The following is a 19,244-nucleotide window of genomic DNA, read 5'->3' as shown; positions in this document are numbered from 1 at the left end:
GGCAATAGCGCGGTGGTCCCACCTGACCCCATGCCGAACTCAGCAGTGAAACGCCGTAGCGCCGATGGTAGTGTGGGGTCTCCCCATGTGAGAGTAGGGCACTGCCAGACATTCAATGCGTCAGGAAAGCCTCCCGTCCCCGGGGGGCTTTTTTGCGTTGGAGAAATTGAAGCTAGGGATATAGAAAATATGAGGGCAAAAACAATATAAATTAATGTGCTTTCCCTTGCTCAATTCCAATCCCGGTCTGCGAACGAATAAATTGGCTGCGAAACATTACCCTCTCCTGAGCCCCTTGTTCCGATGTATCTGTAACCGAAAATAACCAAGCACCAATAAATGCGATAAACATAGAAAATAGTGCTGGATATTCATAAGGATAAATCGGCTTCTCATGACCAAGGATATTGACCCAAATTGTAGGACCTAAGATCATTAATACAACCGCCGTCAGTAATCCCAGCCATCCGCCAATCAACGCCCCACGTGTAGTCAGCCTGCTCCAGTACATTGACAATAAAATAATAGGGAAATTACAGCTTGCAGCAATGGAGAACGCCAACCCAACCATAAAAGCAATATTTTGCTTTTCGAACAATATCCCCAGACTAATCGCAACTAACCCCAGAATAACGACAGTAATTTTAGAGACTTTTAGTTCATCTCGTTCATTAGCATGTCCTTTTTTGATCACATTGGCATAGAGGTCGTGGGATACTGCTGAAGCGCCCGCTAAAGTTAATCCTGCTACTACAGCCAAAATAGTGGCAAAAGCAACTGCCGAGATAAAGCCAAGGAAAAAATCACCGCCAACAGCATTTGCTAGATGGACAGCTGCCATATTTGTACCACCAACTAACGCTCCAGTTGCATCTTTGAACGAAGGGTTAGCACTGACCAGTAAAATTGCACCAAATCCGATAATAAACGTCAGGATATAAAAATAGCCGATAAAACCAGTCGCATAGAAAACGCTTTTACGTGCTTCTTTAGCATCACTGACGGTAAAAAATCGCATAATAATATGTGGCAATCCCGCAGTACCAAACATTAACGCTAATCCTAAAGAGAGTGCAGAGATAGGGTCAGATACCAATCCTCCGGGACTCATGATGGCTGGCCCAAGAGAGTGAACTGCAATGGCTTCTTTAAACAGGATATGAAAGTTGAAATTAACGGCTTTCATGACCATCAGAGCCATGAACGTTGCTCCTGCCAACAACAGAATTGCTTTAATAATCTGAACCCATGTTGTTGCCAGCATTCCGCCAAATAATACATAAAGCACCATTAAAATACCGACCAAAACAACAGCGATGTAATAATTTAATCCGAATAGAAGCTCTATGAGTTTTCCTGCTCCAACCATCTGTGCTATTAAATATAACGCAACAACAACTAATGAACCCATTGCGGATAGAGTACGGATAGGGCGCTGTTTTAGTCGATAAGAAGCGACATCCGCAAAGGTGTAACGCCCTAAGTTTCTTAATCTCTCGGCAATGAGGAATAAAATAATTGGCCATCCTACGAGGAAGCCAATGGAATAAATCAATCCATCATAGCCAGAAGTATAAACTAATGCCGAAATTCCCAGAAAAGAGGCTGCGGACATATAGTCACCAGCTATCGCCATACCATTCTGAAATCCAGTGATACGTCCACCTGCAGTATAATAATCTGATCGTGAAATAGTCCGCTTTGAAGCCCAGTAAGTAATACCAAGAGTTAACCCGACGAATAACAGGAACATAACAATCGCCTGAATGTTCAAGGGCTGTTTTTCTACATTACCTGAAATGGCATCTGCTTGAGCTAGGATAGGAAAGAGGGAGGAAAATAGAGATATTGCTGACAATACGATTTTTTTCATTTTCTCACCTCGTTGAGAACAGTTGTTGTCAGACGATCAAATTCACCATTTGCCCTTACCACATAAATTCCTGTCAATATGAAAGAAATAAAGATGATCCCGACTCCTACGGGGATCCCACGCGTCATGCTGGTACTTTCATGAAGTTGTGTTCCAAGCCATTCAGGAGCAAAAGCAATAAGAAAAATAAAACCAACATAAAGCACCAACATAATGATAGATAACAACCAGGCAAAACGTCCTCGCTTTTTAACTAATTCCTTAAAGCGAGGATTATTTTCAATCTGTTGATAAATGTCGTCACTCATTAGAGTATCTCCTTGTTGATTTGAAACGGTACACCTTGAGCCACTTCGCGAGATACTGGATAGCTGTACCCGAGGGAATTCATGACTCTATTCGCCACGTCCCTGCATAGCTCTGCGCTTTTGGTGATGCGTTATGCAAGCCGCCTTGCGGCGGCCTATATGTTTTACGACATATTGATAGATTGTTTTTCTTCCAGCAGTTTCTCAACGACTCCAGGATCGGCCAAAGTAGAGGTATCTCCTAAATTACTGGTATCACCAGAAGCTATTTTGCGCAAAATACGCCGCATGATTTTTCCGGAACGTGTTTTGGGCAGAGAGTCTGTCCAGTGAAGGATATCGGGTGTTGCAATCGGCCCGATTTCTTTACGAACCCAATTTCTGACTTCGGTATACAGTTCAGGAGAAGGCTCTTCACCATGAATTAGCGTGACATAAGCGTAAATAGCTTGCCCTTTGATATGATGGGGAATTCCTACAACGGCAGCTTCAGCTATTTTGGGATACGCAACCAGAGCTGACTCAATTTCTGCTGTTCCTAAACGATGGCCTGAAATATTCAGAACATCATCAACACGGCCTGTTATCCAGTAATAACCATCTTCATCACGTCGAGCGCCATCACCACTAAAATACATTCCCTTGAATGTGGAGAAATAGGTTTGTTCAAAACGATCGTGATCGCCATACAGAGTTCGCGCCTGCGCTGGCCAGGAGTCCGTGATAACAAGATTGCCTTCACACTCTCCTTCTAAAATTTCTCCTGAATTATCAACTAATGCCGGGCTGATGCCAAAAAATGGCAGAGTAGCAGAGCCGGCTTTGAGATCGGTCGCTCCCGGTAGTGGCGTAATCATGAACCCACCAGTTTCGGTTTGCCACCATGTATCTACGATAGGGCATTTACTATTACCTATTTTTTGGTAATACCACTCCCATGCTTCTGGATTAATTGGTTCACCAACAGAACCCATAATGCGCAACGATGTACGTTTAGTACCTTCTATTGCTTTATCACCTTCGGCCATTAATGCCCTAATAGCGGTTGGTGCAGTATAAAGAATATTAACTTTATGCTTGTCGACTATCTGACAGAGGCGATTAACATCAGGGTAGTTGGGAACACCTTCAAACATCAAGGTCGTGGCACCACAGGATAAAGGCCCATATAACAGATAACTATGTCCGGTTACCCAACCTATATCGGCTGTACACCAATAAATTTCTCCGGGACGATAATCAAAAGTGTATTTGAAAGTTAAAGACGCGTAGACCAAATAACCACCCGTCGTATGCAGAACACCTTTAGGTTTGCCGGTAGAGCCTGAGGTATAAAGAATGAATAGTGGATCTTCGGCGTTCATCTCTTCAACGGGGCACTCAGCACTAACACTCTTTATCAGTTCATGCCACCACAAGTCACGGTCATTATTCCAGTTTTTGGTATTTCCGGTGCGTTTGAAAACAACCACATTCGTCACGCCAGAGACGCCCGGATTGCTCAGGGCTTCGTCGACATTTTTTTTCAATGGGATTGTTCGGCCTGCCCGTAAGCCTTCATCTGCGGTAATAACGAGCTTGGCATTGGAATCGATAACTCTGCCAGCGATGGCATCCGGGGAGAAGCCACCAAAGATCACGGAATGGATTGCCCCAATGCGGGCACAGGCCAGCATTGCAACAGCAGCTTCTGGCACCATTGGCATATAAATGGCAACAACATCACCTTTTTTGATCCCAAGTTTTTTCAACACATTGGCAAATTGGCTGATGTCATGATGTAATTCTCGATACGTAACATGTCGGGATTCTGCGGGATTATCCCCCTCCCATATAATGGCTGTTTGATCGCCCCGCTCTTGCAAATGGCGATCAAGACAGTTGGCACTTAAGTTCAGGGTGCCATCTTCAAACCAACAGATACTGATATGCCCAGGATCGAAAGAGGTATTTTTGACCTTGGTATAGGGCCTAATCCAATCAACTATTTTACCTTTCTCCCCCCAGAATCCTTCAGGGTCTTGTAATGACCACTGGTAGTCTTGTAAGTATTGTTGTTTGTTTATCAGGGCCGTATCTGCAATATCAACAGGAATAAGATGCTTGATTATTTGAGTCATATTTTTATCTCCTTGCAATTGTTAATACTATGTCAAAACAAGGTTAACTAAACTGTAAGAAGTATTTTTGTTTCTTTTTTGCGCGGAAGATCACGCAATTAAAGAAAATGAATTTCATGGCATGATCATTTAGCACAATGTGTTTGATTGAAATTAAATAATGCTATTGGTTTTTATCATGGATAAATATTTCATCAAATAGGCATTAATTGAATTTTAAGTTTAATGAGGTATGAAACGTAAGCGCATAAAGGAAACCATAGTGAATATATGGAATTGATAATCATTTTCATTATTGTTCAATTCACTATAATAATTGCGTCGTTCACAAGGTGTGATCCTTTATATATTCTAAACAACTGGAGATATGATATGAGCTATTCACTGCCTTCTCTACCTTACTCCTATGACGCGTTAGAGCCTCATTTTGACAAACAGACGATGGAAATTCATCATACTAAGCACCATCAGACGTATGTCACTAACTCGAATACTGCTCTGGAAGCTTTTCCCGAATTAAGCAAACTGGGTATTGATGATCTGGTTCAACAGCTTGATAAAATTCCAGCTGATAAACGCAATTTCATTCGCAATAATGCGGGTGGGCATTCAAACCACAGTATGTTTTGGAAAGGGCTAAAGCTGGATACAGTATTGGAAGGTACTTTGAAAGCGGCTATTGAGCGTGATTTTGGAAGTGTTGACAGTTTCAAGGAAAAATTTGAACAAGCCGCTGCAACTCGCTTTGGCTCTGGTTGGGCATGGTTGGTGCTGAAAGACGATGGCAAACTTGCTGTTGTTTCGACAGCCAATCAGGATAGCCCACTCATGGGTGAAGAAATAGCGGGTGCTTCTGGTTATCCTATTGTGGGTTTGGATGTGTGGGAACATGCCTATTATTTGAAATATCAGAATCGTCGTCCTGACTACATCAAAGCATTTTGGAGCGTCGTAAACTGGGACGAAGCGACAAGACGCTACGAAGAAAAAATTAAGTAATCCATTCTATTATTTTTCACAATAATGCTGGTCATGATCGTGATCGGCATTTTTATTGTGCATAATCTTGGCTATTATGCCTAGGTAATGCTTGTTCATTTTCACTATATCATTGGGAGGAAATAAAAATGTATTATCCACAAGTATATAGAGGAAAAATATTATCATCAGAAACACTTGGTTACAGTGCAATCAATAAACTGGTGGTGAATGGTCGGCTACAGCTAACCTCGCTTGGACTAGAAGGTGATGAACAAGCGGAAACTCGTTTTCATGGTGGACCTGATCGTGCTCTTTGTCATTATCCAAGAGAACATTACTTATTTTGGAAAAGACAATTCCCTGAATTGATGGAATTATTTGTATCCCCTTTGTTTGGTGAAAACATATCTACAGAAGGAATGACGGAAGATAATGTCTATATTGGTGATATTTTCCAATGGGGTACAGCTTTGATTCAGATAACTCAGCCACGTTCTCCATGTTATAAACTCAATTTTGTTACAAACATCGGTGATTTTGCTGCAATGATGCAAAATAATGGGCGTTGTGGCTGGTTATACCGTGTTATCTCTTCTGGTTTAGTAAGTGCTGGTGAGCCGATAAAACTGTTAAGCCGCAATAGTGATGTTTCTGTTAAGGAAGCCATTGCCATTGCTTTTCATTCTCCATTTGATGAAGAACAGTATCGTCGTTTAATGGGGGCTGCTGGGTTGTCTGCCAGTTGGAATCTGACGATGCAAAAACGTATATTGCATGGAAAAATTGAAGATTTTAATCGACGTTTATTGGGGAATTGATGTGATCATATTATTAATGTGATATCAGTGAGAAAGAAAAATTATTAAAAAATCAGGTTAGTTCACACTACGCACAAAATTCTGTTCATCCAACTAAGCAAATGAAGTTAATCTACTTGAGCCAGTAAATCAGATTAGTAGAAATAATCCTAACAACCAAATTGGTTGGCAAAATAGTCAAAAAAATACCCAGATGGCATAAAGGATATACGGGTTGATTCAAGAGACATTCCAGAGACTCGTTTTGATATAGCTTATCAAAATACCGGGCCTGAAATGTATGAGAAATATTTAAAGAACATTGATGAAGACAGACGACCTAACGCTGTGAGGCTTTTTGCGTCTAGTTTGAGTCTAACGCATCATGATAAGATGATGAAGTTTATTAAAAAATAATAATACAAAGTTACAACAAATTCATGATAAAAAATAATGCCAAAGGATGAATGAATACCCTTTGGCATTTATACCCTACTTATGGGTGAGCGATAAATCCGACCGCTTCATAGACTTTATCCAAGGTTGCCTGAGCACGAGCTTGTGCTTTAGCGGCTCCTTCTGCCATGATTTGGTTAAGTAACGCTTCATTATTACGGAAATGATGGTAACGTTCCTGTAATCCTGTCAGCATTTCACATACAGCATCTGCAACAGTCCCTTTCAAATGACCGTACATTTTGCCTTCAAACTCCGCTTCTAATTCAGGGATAGTTTTGCCTGTTACACCTGCAAGAATATCCAGCAAATTAGAAACACCCGGTTTGTTTTCCAAATCATAACGTACACGAGGTGGTTCTTCAGAATCGGTAACAGCACGTTTGATTTTCTTGGCGACAGACTTCGGATCTTCCAGCAGAGCAATCACGTTATTGCGATTATCATCGGACTTTGACATCTTCTTGTCCGGATCTTGCAATGACATCACGCGAGCGCCGCCTTTTGGAATAAATGGCTCAGGAACAGTGAATATATCGCCATATAAGGCGTTAAAACGCAATGCCAAATCACGGCTCAATTCAAGGTGCTGTTTTTGATCACTACCCACAGGGATCTGATTAGCTTGGTAAAGCAAAATATCAGCGGCCATCAGGACAGGGTAATCAAACAGCCCGGCATTGATATTTTCTGAGTGACGGGCTGATTTATCCTTAAACTGAGTCATGCGGCTGAGTTCGCCAAAATAGGCATAGCAGTTCAATACCCAGCTCAACTGAGAATGTTGTGGGACATGTGATTGGACAAAGATGGTACTTTTCTTTGGATCAATACCACAGGCAAGGTAAAGCGCCAGCGTATCCAGAGTGCGTTTTTTCAGTTCATTAGAATCTTGGCGCACAGTAATGGCATGCTGGTTAACGATACAGTAGATGCAATCATATTCATCCTGCATTTTAACCCACTGACGCAACGCCCCCATATAGTTACCGATGGTCAATTCACCGGAGGGTTGTGCGCCGCTGAATACAATAGGTTTTTGGGAGTTTGGTTTCATTACAGTGGGTTCATTCATTTTATTAAGCTTCCTGTCTTTTCAGAGTGGATAATAATGTCAAAGTGGGTAGTCCAATAATTGGGAGTAAATCCGGAAAATGGTCCAATATATAATTTGGGTGGCTTAATGCTATCGATTCTCCGTAGTTATACCCATAGGTTAAGCCAACACAAGGGCAACCAGCTGTTTGTGCAGCCAAAATATCATTACGGGAATCACCGACAAAAAGCAATTCTTCTTTATGCAGGCCAAGCATCCCCATTGTCAAATATAGAGGTGCGGGATGAGGCTTTTTCTCTTTAACATCATCACCACCCAGTACCAATGAAAAATATTCACTAATACCCAAGGATTCCAGCAATGGGGCGATAAAAGGAGTGGGTTTATTCGTGATAATCGCCATAGGCAAATTGTGTTTTGCAAGCTCTGCCAAAGTCTCTTTTACATGGGGAAACAATTGGCTGCCTGTGGTGACGCTAGCTTCATAAAACTTATCAAACAATTTGCGCATTTCGCTATGCAATGTGGGAGAAGGATCTGCCCCAGTCCACTTCAATGCGCGTTCAACCATGACATCGGCACCATTGCCAATCCAGATAGCGACTCGTTCTTTACCTGCGGCGGGTAGTCCTTTGGCAATCAAGGCTTGATCCAAAGCATCAGCCAGACCGCCTGCACTGTCCACCAGAGTGCCATCCAAATCAAATGCAATAGCGCGAATTCCTTTTACGACGTCATTTTTCATTATGCTACCTTCGATAATTCGCGGCGCATTTCATCAATAACCGCTTTATAATCTGGCTGACTAAAAATAGCAGAGCCAGCAACGAATATATCAGCGCCAGCCTGAGCCGCTTCTGCAATATTATTGGGCTTAATGCCGCCATCAATTTCGAGACGGATATCATATCCGCTTTCATCGATGATTCTGCGCACCTGACTCAGTTTTTTCAGTGTTTCTGGAATGAAAGACTGACCACCAAAACCTGGGTTGACGGACATCAACAGAATCACATCCAGTTTATCTAATACGTAATCAAGATAATTAAGGGGAGTTGCTGGATTGAAGACCAAGCCCGCTTTACAGCCATGTTCTTTGATAAGTTGCAGTGTGCGATCTATATGTTCACTCGCTTCAGGATGGAAAGTAATATAGGTTGCACCTGCCTTGGCAAAATCAGGGATAATGCGATCAACCGGTTTTACCATTAGGTGAACATCAATTGGTGCTGTAATGCCATAATCACGCAGTGCCTGACAGACCATTGGACCAATAGTCAGATTTGGCACATAATGATTATCCATGACATCAAAGTGTACAATATCAGCACCTGCTTCCAAAACTTTAGCGGTATCTTCACCTAATCGGGCAAAATCTGCGGATAGAATGGATGGGGCAATCAGAAAGTCTTTCTTCATTATTATCTTCTCCAATTCATTGTTTTATCCCCGTAATTTCAGGGACTGGAAACCTCAATCACTTCTGGCAGTATAACGCCAAAAGCTCATCAACTTTACTGCGGGCAAGAATATTTCTACTTATTGTCCGGCGGGCTTTAACAATGTAAAGAGAAGCTTGATGATACCATTCCCGTGTCATTGGTGTGTCATGATTGGATATGAGTACCGGAATGCCTTTTTGAGACGAGAGATGATATGCGATCTCCGCCAGATTTTCCTGATCAAGGAGGTTGAAACTATTTGTATGGTAGGCTGTAAAATTAGCCGTGGCAGAAAGTGGGGCATACGGGGGATCACAGTAAACCACCGAGCCTTTTGGAGCATTGTTCAATGCAATTTCATAATGTTGGCAGATGAAAGTTGCCTTCTGTGACTTTTCTGCAAACCAGTAAAGCTCATCTTCAGGAAAATAGGGCTTTTTATAGCGCCCGAAAGGAACGTTAAATTCACCTCGAGAATTATAGCGACAAAGGCCGTTATAGCAGTGGCGGTTCAGGTAAAGAAACAACATACTGCGACGAAAGGGATCTTTGCTTTTGTTGAACTCTTCTCTCAGGCGATAGAAGTATTCGGAAGTGTTGAACTCCGATGAAAATAATGGACGGGCATGATTAATAAATTCATCTGCACGAGATTTTACGGTGTCGTACAGGTTGATCAGATCGCTATTGATATCTGACAAAATGTATGAATCATAATCGGTATTCAGAAATACCGAGCCTGCGCCAACAAATGGCTCAATCAAGCAATCGCCCTCTGGCAGATGATGCTTAATATCATCCACCAAGGGGTATTTTCCACCGGCCCATTTTAAGAAAGCGCGTTTTTTTTTCATGCCGTCAAATTAGCTATTCAATAATTTCAGAGCCGCAGATTGTACTCTGTTTAGGACAGCATATCAGCGCCTAATCAAAATAGTTTTATTTTTTCAGATCTTGCTGAACCTGTTGTAATTTTCTGACCCAAGGTTTTTTGGCCTGAACTTCCGCAGGAAGTGAGGAAATGGCTTTCTTAGCATCAGAAACAGAACTGTAACTACCGTGGATCAAAATAAACCATGTCTTGCCATCGCGTTTGGTTTCATAAACCTTGTAATTTGAAAGGTTATTATGTTTTGCGAAAGCGGTTAAGGTATCAGAACGGCTAGCACTACTCAATTGGAGTGTGAATCGGCTTGCAGGTGCTTTCAGCAGATTACCGCCATTGGCCTGATGATTTATTGTCACATGTTTATTAGTCGCTTTGGCGTAATGATCTTCTCTGACCTTATGTTCTTTTTGGGGTTTTTCTTGATTCAGTGGTGTAATTTTCTCTGGTTTTTTCTGTTCAACAGATGGTGTTACCGTTGGTTTAGTTGGTTTAACCTGTGGTTGTGCCAGGTTGTTTTGCACTGAATTATTAATGTTACTTTGTTGTTGATTCAAAGCATCAGAAATATCACCGGGTAACTCTATGCGCTGGTTGTAGCCACCAGTTCCCGTTGCGGGAGTTGGAGTGTTATTACTTGAAGTACTATTAATTGAAGTGCTATTAATTGGTGGCGGGCTGATTTCACGTATCCCATTGGTTACTGGCTCTAATGGATTTTCTTGCTCGTTGCCAGAAGAATTAGAAGAAATTGAAGAAGAACCCGAAAGGTCAATACTCTTTTCTGTTGCATTTGAAGATTGCTGTTTTTCATGCTCAGTGGGGGATTTTAATGCAGAACTGATGGCAATAATCAGAAGTAAAAGTACCAGAATGCCAATACCGAGCATCATTTGTTGACGGGATATTGCGAGTTTAGGTTGATTAAATTGCTTTTTGGATCGCTGAGGGCTGCGATCAGAAGTATCTGGCTTTAATTCATTTTCTGTTTTTTGTTTGTTTTCTGATTTTAATTCGTCCATATACCCTCCCAACAGAGATAATACTGCCAATTGTTATTTAAAAGGTTTAGCAGCCTGACCTAACTAAAACCGATGATGTTTTATTTGATAATGTAGCTATTTTATAGCATAACAGCTAGAGAATAATTCATTATTCAGCTTTTATTCTCAGCACAAATTCTGCCATATTCAGACATTCTCTTCATCTTGGAATTGATTGGGGAGCATAATATATCTAGTGGGGAGGTGGCTGACATAGACGAATAGCGTCCAATATAACTTTTTTCTCAATATCAGAACGGAGTACAGCTTTCCCAATGGCTGTTGGTAGCACCAGATGCAGTTTCCCGGCAGAAACTTTTTTGTCACGCATCATATGGGGTAAATAAGCATCAGGGGACATTGCTTCAGGGCCATTGATAGGCAGTTTAGCTCGTTTTAACAAGCGGATGATACGTTGGGTATCTTGTTTCGAGAATGTGCCGACAAGTTCAGATGTTCTTGCTGCCATCACCATACCCGCAGCAACTGCTTGGCCATGCAGCCAGACCCCATAACCCATTTCAGCTTCAATAGCATGTCCAAAGGTATGACCGATGTTTAGCAATGCACGCATCCCACTGCGTTCTTGTTCATCAGCCGCAACAACCAATGCCTTGAGTTCGCAGCAGCGACGGATGCAGTAGGCCATTGCCTGGCTGTCGAGGGCCAGTAATTTCTCGATATTACCTTCAAGCCAGCTAAAAAATTCATTATCCAGAATGACACCGTATTTAATGACTTCAGCCAGACCCGAATACAACTCTTGAGCAGGCAATGTTTTTAGACAATTGAGATCGACAACAACGGAAATCGGTTGATAGAACGCGCCTATCATATTTTTGCCAAGGGGATGGTTGACCCCTGTTTTTCCACCAACAGAAGAGTCAACTTGAGAGAGTAGCGTGGTGGGTACTTGGATGAAACGAACGCCGCGTTGATAACTAGCTGCGGCAAACCCCGTCATATCACCAATTACACCACCACCAAGAGCGATAAGTATTGTGTCACGACCATGATTATTTTCCAGTAAGGCAGAAAAAATGTCATTGAGCACAAAAAGTGATTTGTACTGCTCACCGTCAGGCAAGATAACTTCATTTACCCGAAGATCCATTCTCTGCAATGTGGATTTCACCTGTTCAAGATACAGGGGTGCAAGCGTTTCATTGGTCACTATCATGACCTGTTGACCGGCTTGCAGGGGCTTGAATGCCTCATTGTCAGAAAATAGCCCTTCGGCTATGGTAATTGGGTAGCTTCTTTCACCTAACGTAACAGTCACTTGTTCCATATCAGCTTTCGTCTTATCGTTTGCCGCTGCGCGGACTCACTATAATCAGTTTTTTTCCAGTAACTCAATGATTTGATTAGCGACGACTTTGGCGCTTTGCTCATCTGTACGAATGGTCACATCAGCAATTTCCTCATAAAGAGGGTTGCGCTCATCAGCCAAATTTTCTAAAACTTCTCGTGCTGGTGCATCAACTTGAAGTAAAGGGCGTTTTTTATCGCGCTGAGTACGAGCTAACTGTTTTTCTATGGTTGTTTCTAAATAGACGACCACACCACGGGCAGACAGGCGATTACGGGTTTCTTTTGATTTAACTGAACCCCCTCCGGTAGCCAATACGATGCCTTGTTTTTCAGTCAGTTCGTTAATTATTTTTTCTTCGCGGTCGCGGAAGCCTTCTTCGCCTTCCACATCAAATACCCAGCCCACGTCAGCTCCGGTACGTCGCTCAATTTCTTGATCAGAGTCGTAAAACTCCATATTGAGTTGCTGAGCTAACTGACGACCAATAGTGCTTTTGCCGGCACCCATAGGCCCAACCAGAAAGATATTGCGTTTCTCTGCCATGTTTTTGGTATTACTAAGACTGTTTGTTAATGATAACCCGCCCCGCCAATCAGATTAGCCGCGGGACCTAAACTGAAACCTCATGAGTGAGAATGTGAGATCAGATAGGAAAATTATCTCAGCACATCAGCCTGTATTGCAACTATATAAATCTGGCACGGAACCTAAGTTAGGTCATTTGGTTCATGCTTTTGCTGGCTGATTGAGGGTTTCTACCTTCCATCTTCAAATTGCTGCTTTATTGGTTGCGTTAATTTATCCCTGTTACATAGTAATAAACGTAGAGTTATCTATCGCTTATGAGGATTTGCTCCCTGCTGCTATAATGCAATTCGAAATTTATTTGGTTAGACTCCTGCTTGTGATATTAAGCCTCTGCTCACTCAATTAGATAATCCTTGTATGCTAAATTAATCTCAACGTCAAATCCATAAACAGACCTAACCAAGAAAAATTGTGGGTTATTTGGTAGAAAAAACACAATAATCATCATTAATAGATTGATTTTTATGTGGTATTTTTGGTTTGTTTAAATATCGGTCAGTTGAGGTGTAATAAAAATTACGAGTTCCCTTCGGCTATGTTGTTCCCCTTTTTGGTTGAATAAAGATCCCAAGAGAGGAAGGTCTGAAAGGTAAGGAACTTTTTGCAAACTTGAGGTTTTTTTCTGTTGAAAGATCCCCCCAAGAATCAGCGTTTCCCCATTTCTAATCGTTACTTGGGTTATGATCTCTTGTTTATCGATGGCCAGATTTTCATTTCCACCCTGACTGATGGGAAAACCGGGTGCATTCTGACTGATTTTCAGTGCGAGCCGGATTTTCCCCTGCCTTAAAATATGGGGTGTCACTTCCATACCCAATACTGCCTCTTTAAACTGAACAGTCGTTTTGTCCTTGTCTTGAACAATATAAGGGATATCAGAACCTTGCTTGATACTGGCTGGCTGTTGATGTGAGGCTGTTAGGCGTGGGCTGGCAATGATCTCAAGTTGGTTTTCCTGCTCGAGTGCGCTGAGTTCCAGCTCTAGTAAGTTTGCATGAATGCGGGCTGTATTCAGTACCAGCCTGTGACGCTGGTTACCGGCAGGCTGATGTAGATTCAGGCGGTTCAGCCCCACTGATTGATTATGTGGATCGGCATTTACGCCCCAGTGGATGCCTAATTCATGCAGGGCTTCTTTGCTACTGGTAACAATATGAGCAGTAATTTGTACTTGTTGTTGTGGGGTATCGATTTCTTTTAGCCAATTTTTGATACGGGTAATAGCATCAAATTTATCTTCCAGAATCAGGCTGTTGGTTAAGGGGTCATGTTCAATTTTCCCCCATTTTGTCAGTAGTGCAGGCTGATTTCTCTGTAATTGCCCTGCTATTTGTTCAGCATCGGCATATTGCAGGGCAATCACCTGATATTCGATCTCTTGTTCTTGCCCATTTTGTTCTATTGAAGAAAAGCCCGTTTCGCTCTCTGCCGGATATATAGGGGGTTGGAATGGATCTCTTACTGGCATTTCGAAATCATGCTCTTCATCTGCACGGTTTTCTACCGCAATATTTTCTGTCGCAAAACCGAATATTGGTAGTAAGAGACAGGTTAGGAGGAGTAAAGGATGGCACTTCATGATTTCTCCCCATGAATAGGATCAGGGAATGTTGAATTGAGCAAAGCCATATCTGACAAAGCGAGATCTGAAAACACCATGCGAACTGTCAGGTTGCCGTCGGCTGGAGTAATCGAGAGGTGCTTAATCAGTAATGGTGGCTGCAATTTTTGAATTTCATTTAAGAAATGGAGAAATTGGTCATAATTTAGTGACAGCATGATATGCCAGAAAATTTGCTCGTTTTCTTTGTGGCTTTTCCACTCCATTAGCTGGCTGCCAGAGCGTATCAGCGGGATATGCAACCGTTTGAGTATGGTCGTATTTTGTTTCGGGGATATATGCCTTGGTGAAGGATAACTGTTTTGATCAAGATTTGCCGCCATTTGCTGAATTTGCTGTTGGGTTTCAGGCAGGGATGGTAGTTCAGCAAGCCGCCGTTGGGATAGTGTCGCATTGTGTTGCCGCTCCTTAATGTTGTCCTGTAGAGTGTGAATCTCATGCCGATTTTTCTGCCAGATCAAAAAGTAGAACCCCAACAGCAGTGAAATGATGAGTAATTGTTGCAAGGCAAGCTGTTGCCAGACAGGCCGATAAAGCCATTGTTGATAAAACCCTTCAAAGTGATTATTTCTCATTGGGTTCTCCCGCAGACCAATTTGCATCAATGGTGAAGTCTTTGAAATGATCTTCCGTTGTGATCATTTTTTTTAGCTGTACATTGATAAGCGAAGTGTCGTCAGTCAGGTTATCCAATAAATCGGAGATATCTGTATAGTTTTGGCTGTGGGCAGTAAAAATTAATTGCCCACTGTCATCACTAAATGCAGTCAGCCAACTGTTTTCTGGTAACAAATGGGGAAGTTGACGAAATAACTGTAAATATTGTTGATTCTGTTCCATGAATATTCGTTTTTTCCGTAATAGCTGTGACAATTGATGATGATGTTGCACTGCTTGGTCTGTTGTTTTGATTGATCGTTGTAATTCAGCCAATTGGTGGGTAATTTCCGTTAATTGCCCACGATATTGTCCTATTTGGTTTGTTTGCAGTGTAGAAATGATCACCAATCCGGTTGTCCAAAATACGAGTTGTAAACAAAGTAATGCTCCCCACATTTGGCCTTGTCGCTTCAGTTTTTTCTGCCGCCACGGTAAAAAATTGACTTGATGCATTACTGATCACCCGGCCTGAGCGCTAAACCTGCGGCAATGATGAACGCATCCATTTTTTCTGGGAATGGGGGATGGTAATGACGGAATGCCATCAAAAGTTGCCAAATATTAGTCGATTTTGTTGATATCGGTGTTGATATTGCTTCTTCTGACGTCATTTTTACTGATGCTGATTGCTCTTCATCACTGTAATAAACTGCATAACTTTCTGTTTCTTGCGTTATGGGGAGCTGATTGATGATCTGAATCAGATGGGAATTTGCTGGGGAAGCCACCAACCCATAGCCGAAAGGTTGGTTGGCAGGGGCAACCCATAGCCAGTCCGTCATGCGTTTGTGAATCAACCAACTGTCATCAGGCACTCCTGCAATTTTGGCTAGATAACGTAATGCGCAGGGCGCAATATCAATGGCATCAAGAGATAAATTGATTTCCGCGAACAGATTCAGCCAGAGACTGAGATCTTTTTGACGGGTTGCGCTGATGCAAATCTGCTGACCATGAACACGATAATCTAATACCAGATCACTGACAGGAAATTGTTTTTCGGCATTGGCATGCACAAACCAGCCGAGTTCCGGCTCCTGTAAGGCAGTATGGTTAGGCAAGGTTATCTGTCGCTGCAACGTTTGCTGAACAGGGAGGGCTAATCTTAGGCTAAGATTTTTAGGTAAAATTTTTCTCCATTGCATTAAAATGTGAAGTAATTTTTCAGGGTTTTGTAGCCGCCCTCCTGAAATGATTTCGCTGGATAGGTGATATTGCCAGCAATGTCGAAGTTGCCAGCCATCACGGCGTTTAATGGCGGCAAGGGCGCGGATGTAATGATCTTGGATATCCAGTCCGATATACCATTTAGGTGGATGCATGTAGAGATCTCCTTATCTACTATCAACGAACCTAAAGTTAACAAAAACCTAATGAAAAGCTGCTATTTATGAAAGTGGTATTGGTGAAAGGTCATATTCATAGCGTTGTATAGCCTTTATACTGATCCCTTTACACTAAGCCTTTTATACTACGTACTGATCGTTTATAAACTGCCCGATTAACATGGCGTGAGAAATCTCAGGTGAAGTTCATAAAGTATTTTTTGATCCTTATTGTTGTTTGCATTTTATTGGGAACCGCCTCGATTTTTGGTTTGTACAAATATATCGAGCCACAGCTTCCAGATGTTGCGACTTTAAAGGATGTCCGACTACAAACACCTATGCAGGTGTTCAGTGCCGATGGCGAATTAATAGCCCAATATGGTGAAAAGCGTCGTTTGCCCCTTGCCTTGGCAGAAATGCCCCCCTTAATGATGAAAGCTTTTATTGCCACAGAAGATAGCCGTTTTTATGAACACCATGGTGTTGATCCCATCGGGATTATCCGGGCTGCTTCGGTGGTGATGACTTCTGGTCATGCTTCTCAGGGGGCGAGTACCATTACTCAGCAGCTTGCGAGAAACTTTTTTCTCAGCCGAGAGAAAACGTTGATACGTAAAGCGAAAGAGGCATTTTTGGCGATTAAGATTGAGCAATTGCTCACTAAGGATGAAATCCTTGAGCTATATCTCAACAAGATCTATCTCGGTTATCGTGCTTATGGCGTTGGTGCTGCGGCGCATGTCTATTTTGGCAAGAGTGTCAATCAGTTGACATTGAGCGAAATGGCGATGATTGCCGGATTGCCGAAGGCCCCTTCAACTTTTAACCCGCTCTATTCCTATGATCGGGCGATTAGTCGCCGCAATGTGGTTCTGATGCGGATGCTGGAAGAGGGATATATCACTCGGCATCAGTATGATGAAGCCAGAGAAGAGAAATTGGTTGCTAGTTATCACGCTCCACAGATTGTTTTCTCTGCGCCTTATTTAACCGAAATGGCTCGTCAGGAGATGATTAACCGTTATGGTGAAAATGCCTATACAGATGGTTATAAGGTTTATACCACCATCACGCGCAAACCTCAGTTGGCGGCTGTTGATGCCGTTCGTGCCAATGTGATTGACTATGATGTTCGCCATGGTTATCGCGGTCCTCAGGAAGTGTTATGGAAAGCCAATCAGCCAACATGGAGCCAAACACAGATTATCGATAAGTTGAAAACCTTACCCAAATATGGTCCTCTGTTGCCGGCTGTTGTGATGAAAACCAATGCCAGTCAGGCGCAGGCTATGCTGGTGGATGGCAGTAAAGTTGATTTGACGATGGCGGGTGTTCGCTGGGCGCGTCCATTCAAAACTGACAGCCTGCAAGGGGCTGTGCCACGTAGTGTCAATGAAGTCATTCGGGCTGGTGAACAAATTTGGGTCAGAAAAGTCAATGACGCTTGGTGGTTGGCTCAACTCCCTGAAGTTAACGCGGCTCTGGTTTCCCTCAATCCGATGAACGGTGCGGTAGAAGCGTTGGTGGGGGGATTTGATTTTGAACTGAGTAAATTCAACCGTGTGACACAATCGTTGCGTCAGGTAGGCTCTAATATCAAGCCATTCCTGTATACCGCAGCAATGGACAAAGGGCTGACGTTGGCTTCATTGTTGAATGATGCGCCTATCAGCCGTTGGGATGCCGGAGCTGGGACGGATTGGCGTCCGAAAAACTCACCACCGACTTATGATGGACCAATTCGATTGCGTCAGGGATTGGGGCAATCCAAAAACGTGGTGATGGTTCGTGCCATGCGGGCTATGGGGGTTGATTACGCCGCAGATTACTTGAAGCGCTTTGGTTTTCCGGGGGAAAACGTTGTACGTACAGAGTCTTTGGCTCTGGGATCTCCTTCCTTTACGCCGATGCAATTAGTTCGTGGCTATGCAGTAATGGCGAACGGGGGTTATTTGGTTGACCCTTACTTCATCAGCAAAATTGAAAATGATGAAGGGAAAGTGCTGTTTGAAGCGAAACCTAAAATTGCTTGCCCGCAATGTGAAAATATTCCGGTAATTTATGGTGAAACAGCACGTTCCATTGAATTGTCTGAAGATTCCATTGAGAACGTGGCTCACTCTGACGTTCCGCAAAATTCAGCCTTGCCGCCTCAACCAGAGTTAGAAAGCGTATCGGGAATTGTTAAGGTGGATGATCAACAATATGCTCCACACGTTATCAGTACACCGTTGGCATTCCTTATCCATGATGCCTTGAATACCAATGTTTTTGGTGAGCCGGGTTGGATGGGGACAGGCTGGCGTGCAGCCCGTGATTTAAAACGCCGTGACATTGGTGGTAAAACAGGAACGACCAACAGTTCTAAAGATGCGTGGTTCTCTGGCTATGGCCCGAATATGGTGGCGACGGCCTGGATTGGTTTCGATGAACATAGCCGTAGTTTGGGACGGACTCCGGCCCTCAAAGGCGAAGGTGGCGCGAAGACGGCTCAGCCAATTTGGGATGATTTCATGAAAGCTGCGTTGGAAGGTGTACCGGAGAAGAAAATAGAACCTCCAGCTGGGATTGTCTCTGCCACGATTGATCGGGTCACGGGTAAGTTATCTGATGGTGGTGGCAATTCCCGCAAAGAGTATTTCATTGATGGCACACAGCCGATGGAATATGCCGTGCCTGATGTGGGGACGACAGTGACTGAGAATGGTGAAAGCCATGAGTTGTTCTGATTAATGTTTAAAAATCAAATGTAAAGTAACCAAAACTCAA

At 42.8% G+C, this 19,244-nt stretch carries 17 protein-coding genes and 1 rRNA gene; 4 read left to right on the top strand and 14 right to left on the bottom strand.

All coding sequences use genetic code 11. The features are described 5' to 3' along the window. Window positions 1–110: ribosomal RNA gene (rrf, locus tag Xvie_RS11535) — 5S ribosomal RNA — on the top strand. A 101-nt stretch (window positions 111–211) separates the two neighbouring features. Here the strand turns inward: rrf and actP are convergent. The 3 genes from actP to acs all read right to left on the bottom strand — a co-directional run bounded on the left by actP (window position 212) and on the right by acs (window position 4,301). Next, the gene (gene actP / locus Xvie_RS11530) at window positions 212–1,873 is read right to left on the bottom strand and encodes a cation/acetate symporter ActP (RefSeq protein WP_086109467.1); all 1,662 of its coding nucleotides are present in this window, start codon (window positions 1,871–1,873) and stop codon (window positions 212–214) included. Further along, window positions 1,870–2,181 (bottom strand): DUF485 domain-containing protein, encoded by a 312-nt coding sequence (locus Xvie_RS11525; protein WP_086109466.1) that lies wholly within the window; start codon window positions 2,179–2,181, stop codon window positions 1,870–1,872. The genes actP and Xvie_RS11525 overlap by 4 nt, the downstream gene beginning before the upstream one ends. Window positions 2,182–2,345: 164 nt before the next feature. Further along, window positions 2,346–4,301 (bottom strand): acetate--CoA ligase, encoded by a 1,956-nt coding sequence (gene acs / locus Xvie_RS11520; RefSeq protein ID WP_086109465.1) that lies wholly within the window; start codon window positions 4,299–4,301, stop codon window positions 2,346–2,348. Window positions 4,302–4,673: 372 nt separating this feature from the next. On the opposite strand from acs, the gene sodA reads away from it, so the two are divergent. Continuing rightward, window positions 4,674–5,300 carry a superoxide dismutase [Mn] gene (gene sodA, locus Xvie_RS11515; RefSeq protein WP_086109464.1) on the top strand — a complete coding sequence of 209 codons (627 nt, stop codon included), beginning with the start codon at window positions 4,674–4,676 and terminating at the stop codon, window positions 5,298–5,300. 128 nt (window positions 5,301–5,428) lie between these two features. Then, entirely contained in the window at window positions 5,429–6,100 is a 672-nt protein-coding gene (gene yiiM, locus Xvie_RS11510) for a 6-hydroxyaminopurine reductase (protein WP_086109463.1), read from the top strand. 475 nt (window positions 6,101–6,575) lie between these two features. Here the strand turns inward: yiiM and trpS are convergent, their stop codons facing one another. The 11 genes from trpS to pilM all read right to left on the bottom strand — a co-directional run bounded on the left by trpS (window position 6,576) and on the right by pilM (window position 16,469). Continuing rightward, window positions 6,576–7,610: a tryptophan--tRNA ligase gene (trpS, locus tag Xvie_RS11505; protein ID WP_086109462.1), complete on the bottom strand. Its 1,035-nt coding sequence runs from the start codon at window positions 7,608–7,610 to the stop codon at window positions 6,576–6,578. 4 nt (window positions 7,611–7,614) lie between these two features. Continuing rightward, window positions 7,615–8,337, bottom strand: a complete 723-nt coding sequence (locus Xvie_RS11500) for a phosphoglycolate phosphatase (protein ID WP_086109461.1) — start codon at window positions 8,335–8,337, stop codon at window positions 7,615–7,617. After that, a complete protein-coding gene (rpe, locus tag Xvie_RS11495; protein WP_086109460.1) occupies window positions 8,337–9,011 on the bottom strand; it encodes a ribulose-phosphate 3-epimerase in 675 nt (224 codons plus the stop codon). The genes Xvie_RS11500 and rpe overlap by 1 nt, the downstream gene beginning before the upstream one ends. A 58-nt stretch (window positions 9,012–9,069) precedes the next feature. Next, a complete protein-coding gene (gene dam / locus Xvie_RS11490; protein ID WP_086109459.1) occupies window positions 9,070–9,888 on the bottom strand; it encodes an adenine-specific DNA-methyltransferase in 819 nt (272 codons plus the stop codon). An 85-nt stretch (window positions 9,889–9,973) separates the two neighbouring features. Next, window positions 9,974–10,942, bottom strand: coding sequence for an SPOR domain-containing protein (locus Xvie_RS11485; protein ID WP_086109458.1), 969 nt, complete (start codon window positions 10,940–10,942; stop codon window positions 9,974–9,976). 214 nt (window positions 10,943–11,156) lie between these two features. After that, the gene (aroB, locus tag Xvie_RS11480; protein ID WP_086109457.1) at window positions 11,157–12,254 is read right to left on the bottom strand and encodes a 3-dehydroquinate synthase; all 1,098 of its coding nucleotides are present in this window, start codon (window positions 12,252–12,254) and stop codon (window positions 11,157–11,159) included. Window positions 12,255–12,299: 45 nt separating this feature from the next. Next, entirely contained in the window at window positions 12,300–12,821 is a 522-nt protein-coding gene (gene aroK, locus Xvie_RS11475; RefSeq protein WP_038237472.1) for a shikimate kinase AroK, read from the bottom strand. A 529-nt stretch (window positions 12,822–13,350) separates the two neighbouring features. Further along, window positions 13,351–14,445 carry a type IV pilus secretin PilQ gene (pilQ, locus tag Xvie_RS11470; RefSeq protein ID WP_208612563.1) on the bottom strand — a complete coding sequence of 365 codons (1,095 nt, stop codon included), beginning with the start codon at window positions 14,443–14,445 and terminating at the stop codon, window positions 13,351–13,353. Further along, window positions 14,442–15,062 (bottom strand): hypothetical protein, encoded by a 621-nt coding sequence (locus Xvie_RS11465; RefSeq protein ID WP_208612561.1) that lies wholly within the window; start codon window positions 15,060–15,062, stop codon window positions 14,442–14,444. Before Xvie_RS11465 ends, pilQ begins: the two co-directional genes overlap by 4 nt. Beyond that, entirely contained in the window at window positions 15,052–15,600 is a 549-nt protein-coding gene (locus Xvie_RS11460; protein WP_086109456.1) for a PilN domain-containing protein, read from the bottom strand. The genes Xvie_RS11465 and Xvie_RS11460 overlap by 11 nt, the downstream gene beginning before the upstream one ends. Further along, window positions 15,600–16,469 (bottom strand): type IV pilus biogenesis protein PilM, encoded by an 870-nt coding sequence (gene pilM / locus Xvie_RS11455; protein ID WP_086109455.1) that lies wholly within the window; start codon window positions 16,467–16,469, stop codon window positions 15,600–15,602. The genes Xvie_RS11460 and pilM overlap by 1 nt, the downstream gene beginning before the upstream one ends. Window positions 16,470–16,672: 203 nt before the next feature. Between pilM and mrcA the strand changes: the two genes are divergently transcribed. Next, entirely contained in the window at window positions 16,673–19,204 is a 2,532-nt protein-coding gene (mrcA, locus tag Xvie_RS11450) for a peptidoglycan glycosyltransferase/peptidoglycan DD-transpeptidase MrcA (RefSeq protein WP_086109454.1), read from the top strand. The last annotated feature ends 40 nt before the right edge of the window (window positions 19,205–19,244 follow it).

The organism is Xenorhabdus vietnamensis, from assembly GCF_002127535.1.
Classification (GTDB): Bacteria; Pseudomonadota; Gammaproteobacteria; order Enterobacterales; family Enterobacteriaceae; genus Xenorhabdus; species Xenorhabdus vietnamensis.
Note: the sequence above shows the minus strand (reverse complement) of the source record. Positions and strands in the feature narration are given on the sequence as shown.

Coding starts and splice junctions, on each gene's coding strand:
- actP (WP_086109467.1), bottom strand. CDS start 1,873: ATGAAAAAAATCGTATTGTCAGCAATATCTCTATTTTCCTCCCTCTTT.
- Xvie_RS11525 (WP_086109466.1), bottom strand. CDS start 2,181: ATGAGTGACGACATTTATCAACAGATTGAAAATAATCCTCGCTTTAAG.
- acs (WP_086109465.1), bottom strand. CDS start 4,301: ATGACTCAAATAATCAAGCATCTTATTCCTGTTGATATTGCAGATACG.
- sodA (WP_086109464.1), top strand. CDS start 4,674: ATGAGCTATTCACTGCCTTCTCTACCTTACTCCTATGACGCGTTAGAG.
- yiiM (WP_086109463.1), top strand. CDS start 5,429: ATGTATTATCCACAAGTATATAGAGGAAAAATATTATCATCAGAAACA.
- trpS (WP_086109462.1), bottom strand. CDS start 7,610: ATGAATGAACCCACTGTAATGAAACCAAACTCCCAAAAACCTATTGTA.
- Xvie_RS11500 (WP_086109461.1), bottom strand. CDS start 8,337: ATGAAAAATGACGTCGTAAAAGGAATTCGCGCTATTGCATTTGATTTG.
- rpe (WP_086109460.1), bottom strand. CDS start 9,011: ATGAAGAAAGACTTTCTGATTGCCCCATCCATTCTATCCGCAGATTTT.
- dam (WP_086109459.1), bottom strand. CDS start 9,888: ATGAAAAAAAAACGCGCTTTCTTAAAATGGGCCGGTGGAAAATACCCC.
- Xvie_RS11485 (WP_086109458.1), bottom strand. CDS start 10,942: ATGGACGAATTAAAATCAGAAAACAAACAAAAAACAGAAAATGAATTA.
- aroB (WP_086109457.1), bottom strand. CDS start 12,254: ATGGAACAAGTGACTGTTACGTTAGGTGAAAGAAGCTACCCAATTACC.
- aroK (WP_038237472.1), bottom strand. CDS start 12,821: ATGGCAGAGAAACGCAATATCTTTCTGGTTGGGCCTATGGGTGCCGGC.
- pilQ (WP_208612563.1), bottom strand. CDS start 14,445: ATGAAGTGCCATCCTTTACTCCTCCTAACCTGTCTCTTACTACCAATA.
- Xvie_RS11465 (WP_208612561.1), bottom strand. CDS start 15,062: ATGAGAAATAATCACTTTGAAGGGTTTTATCAACAATGGCTTTATCGG.
- Xvie_RS11460 (WP_086109456.1), bottom strand. CDS start 15,600: ATGCATCAAGTCAATTTTTTACCGTGGCGGCAGAAAAAACTGAAGCGA.
- pilM (WP_086109455.1), bottom strand. CDS start 16,469: ATGCATCCACCTAAATGGTATATCGGACTGGATATCCAAGATCATTAC.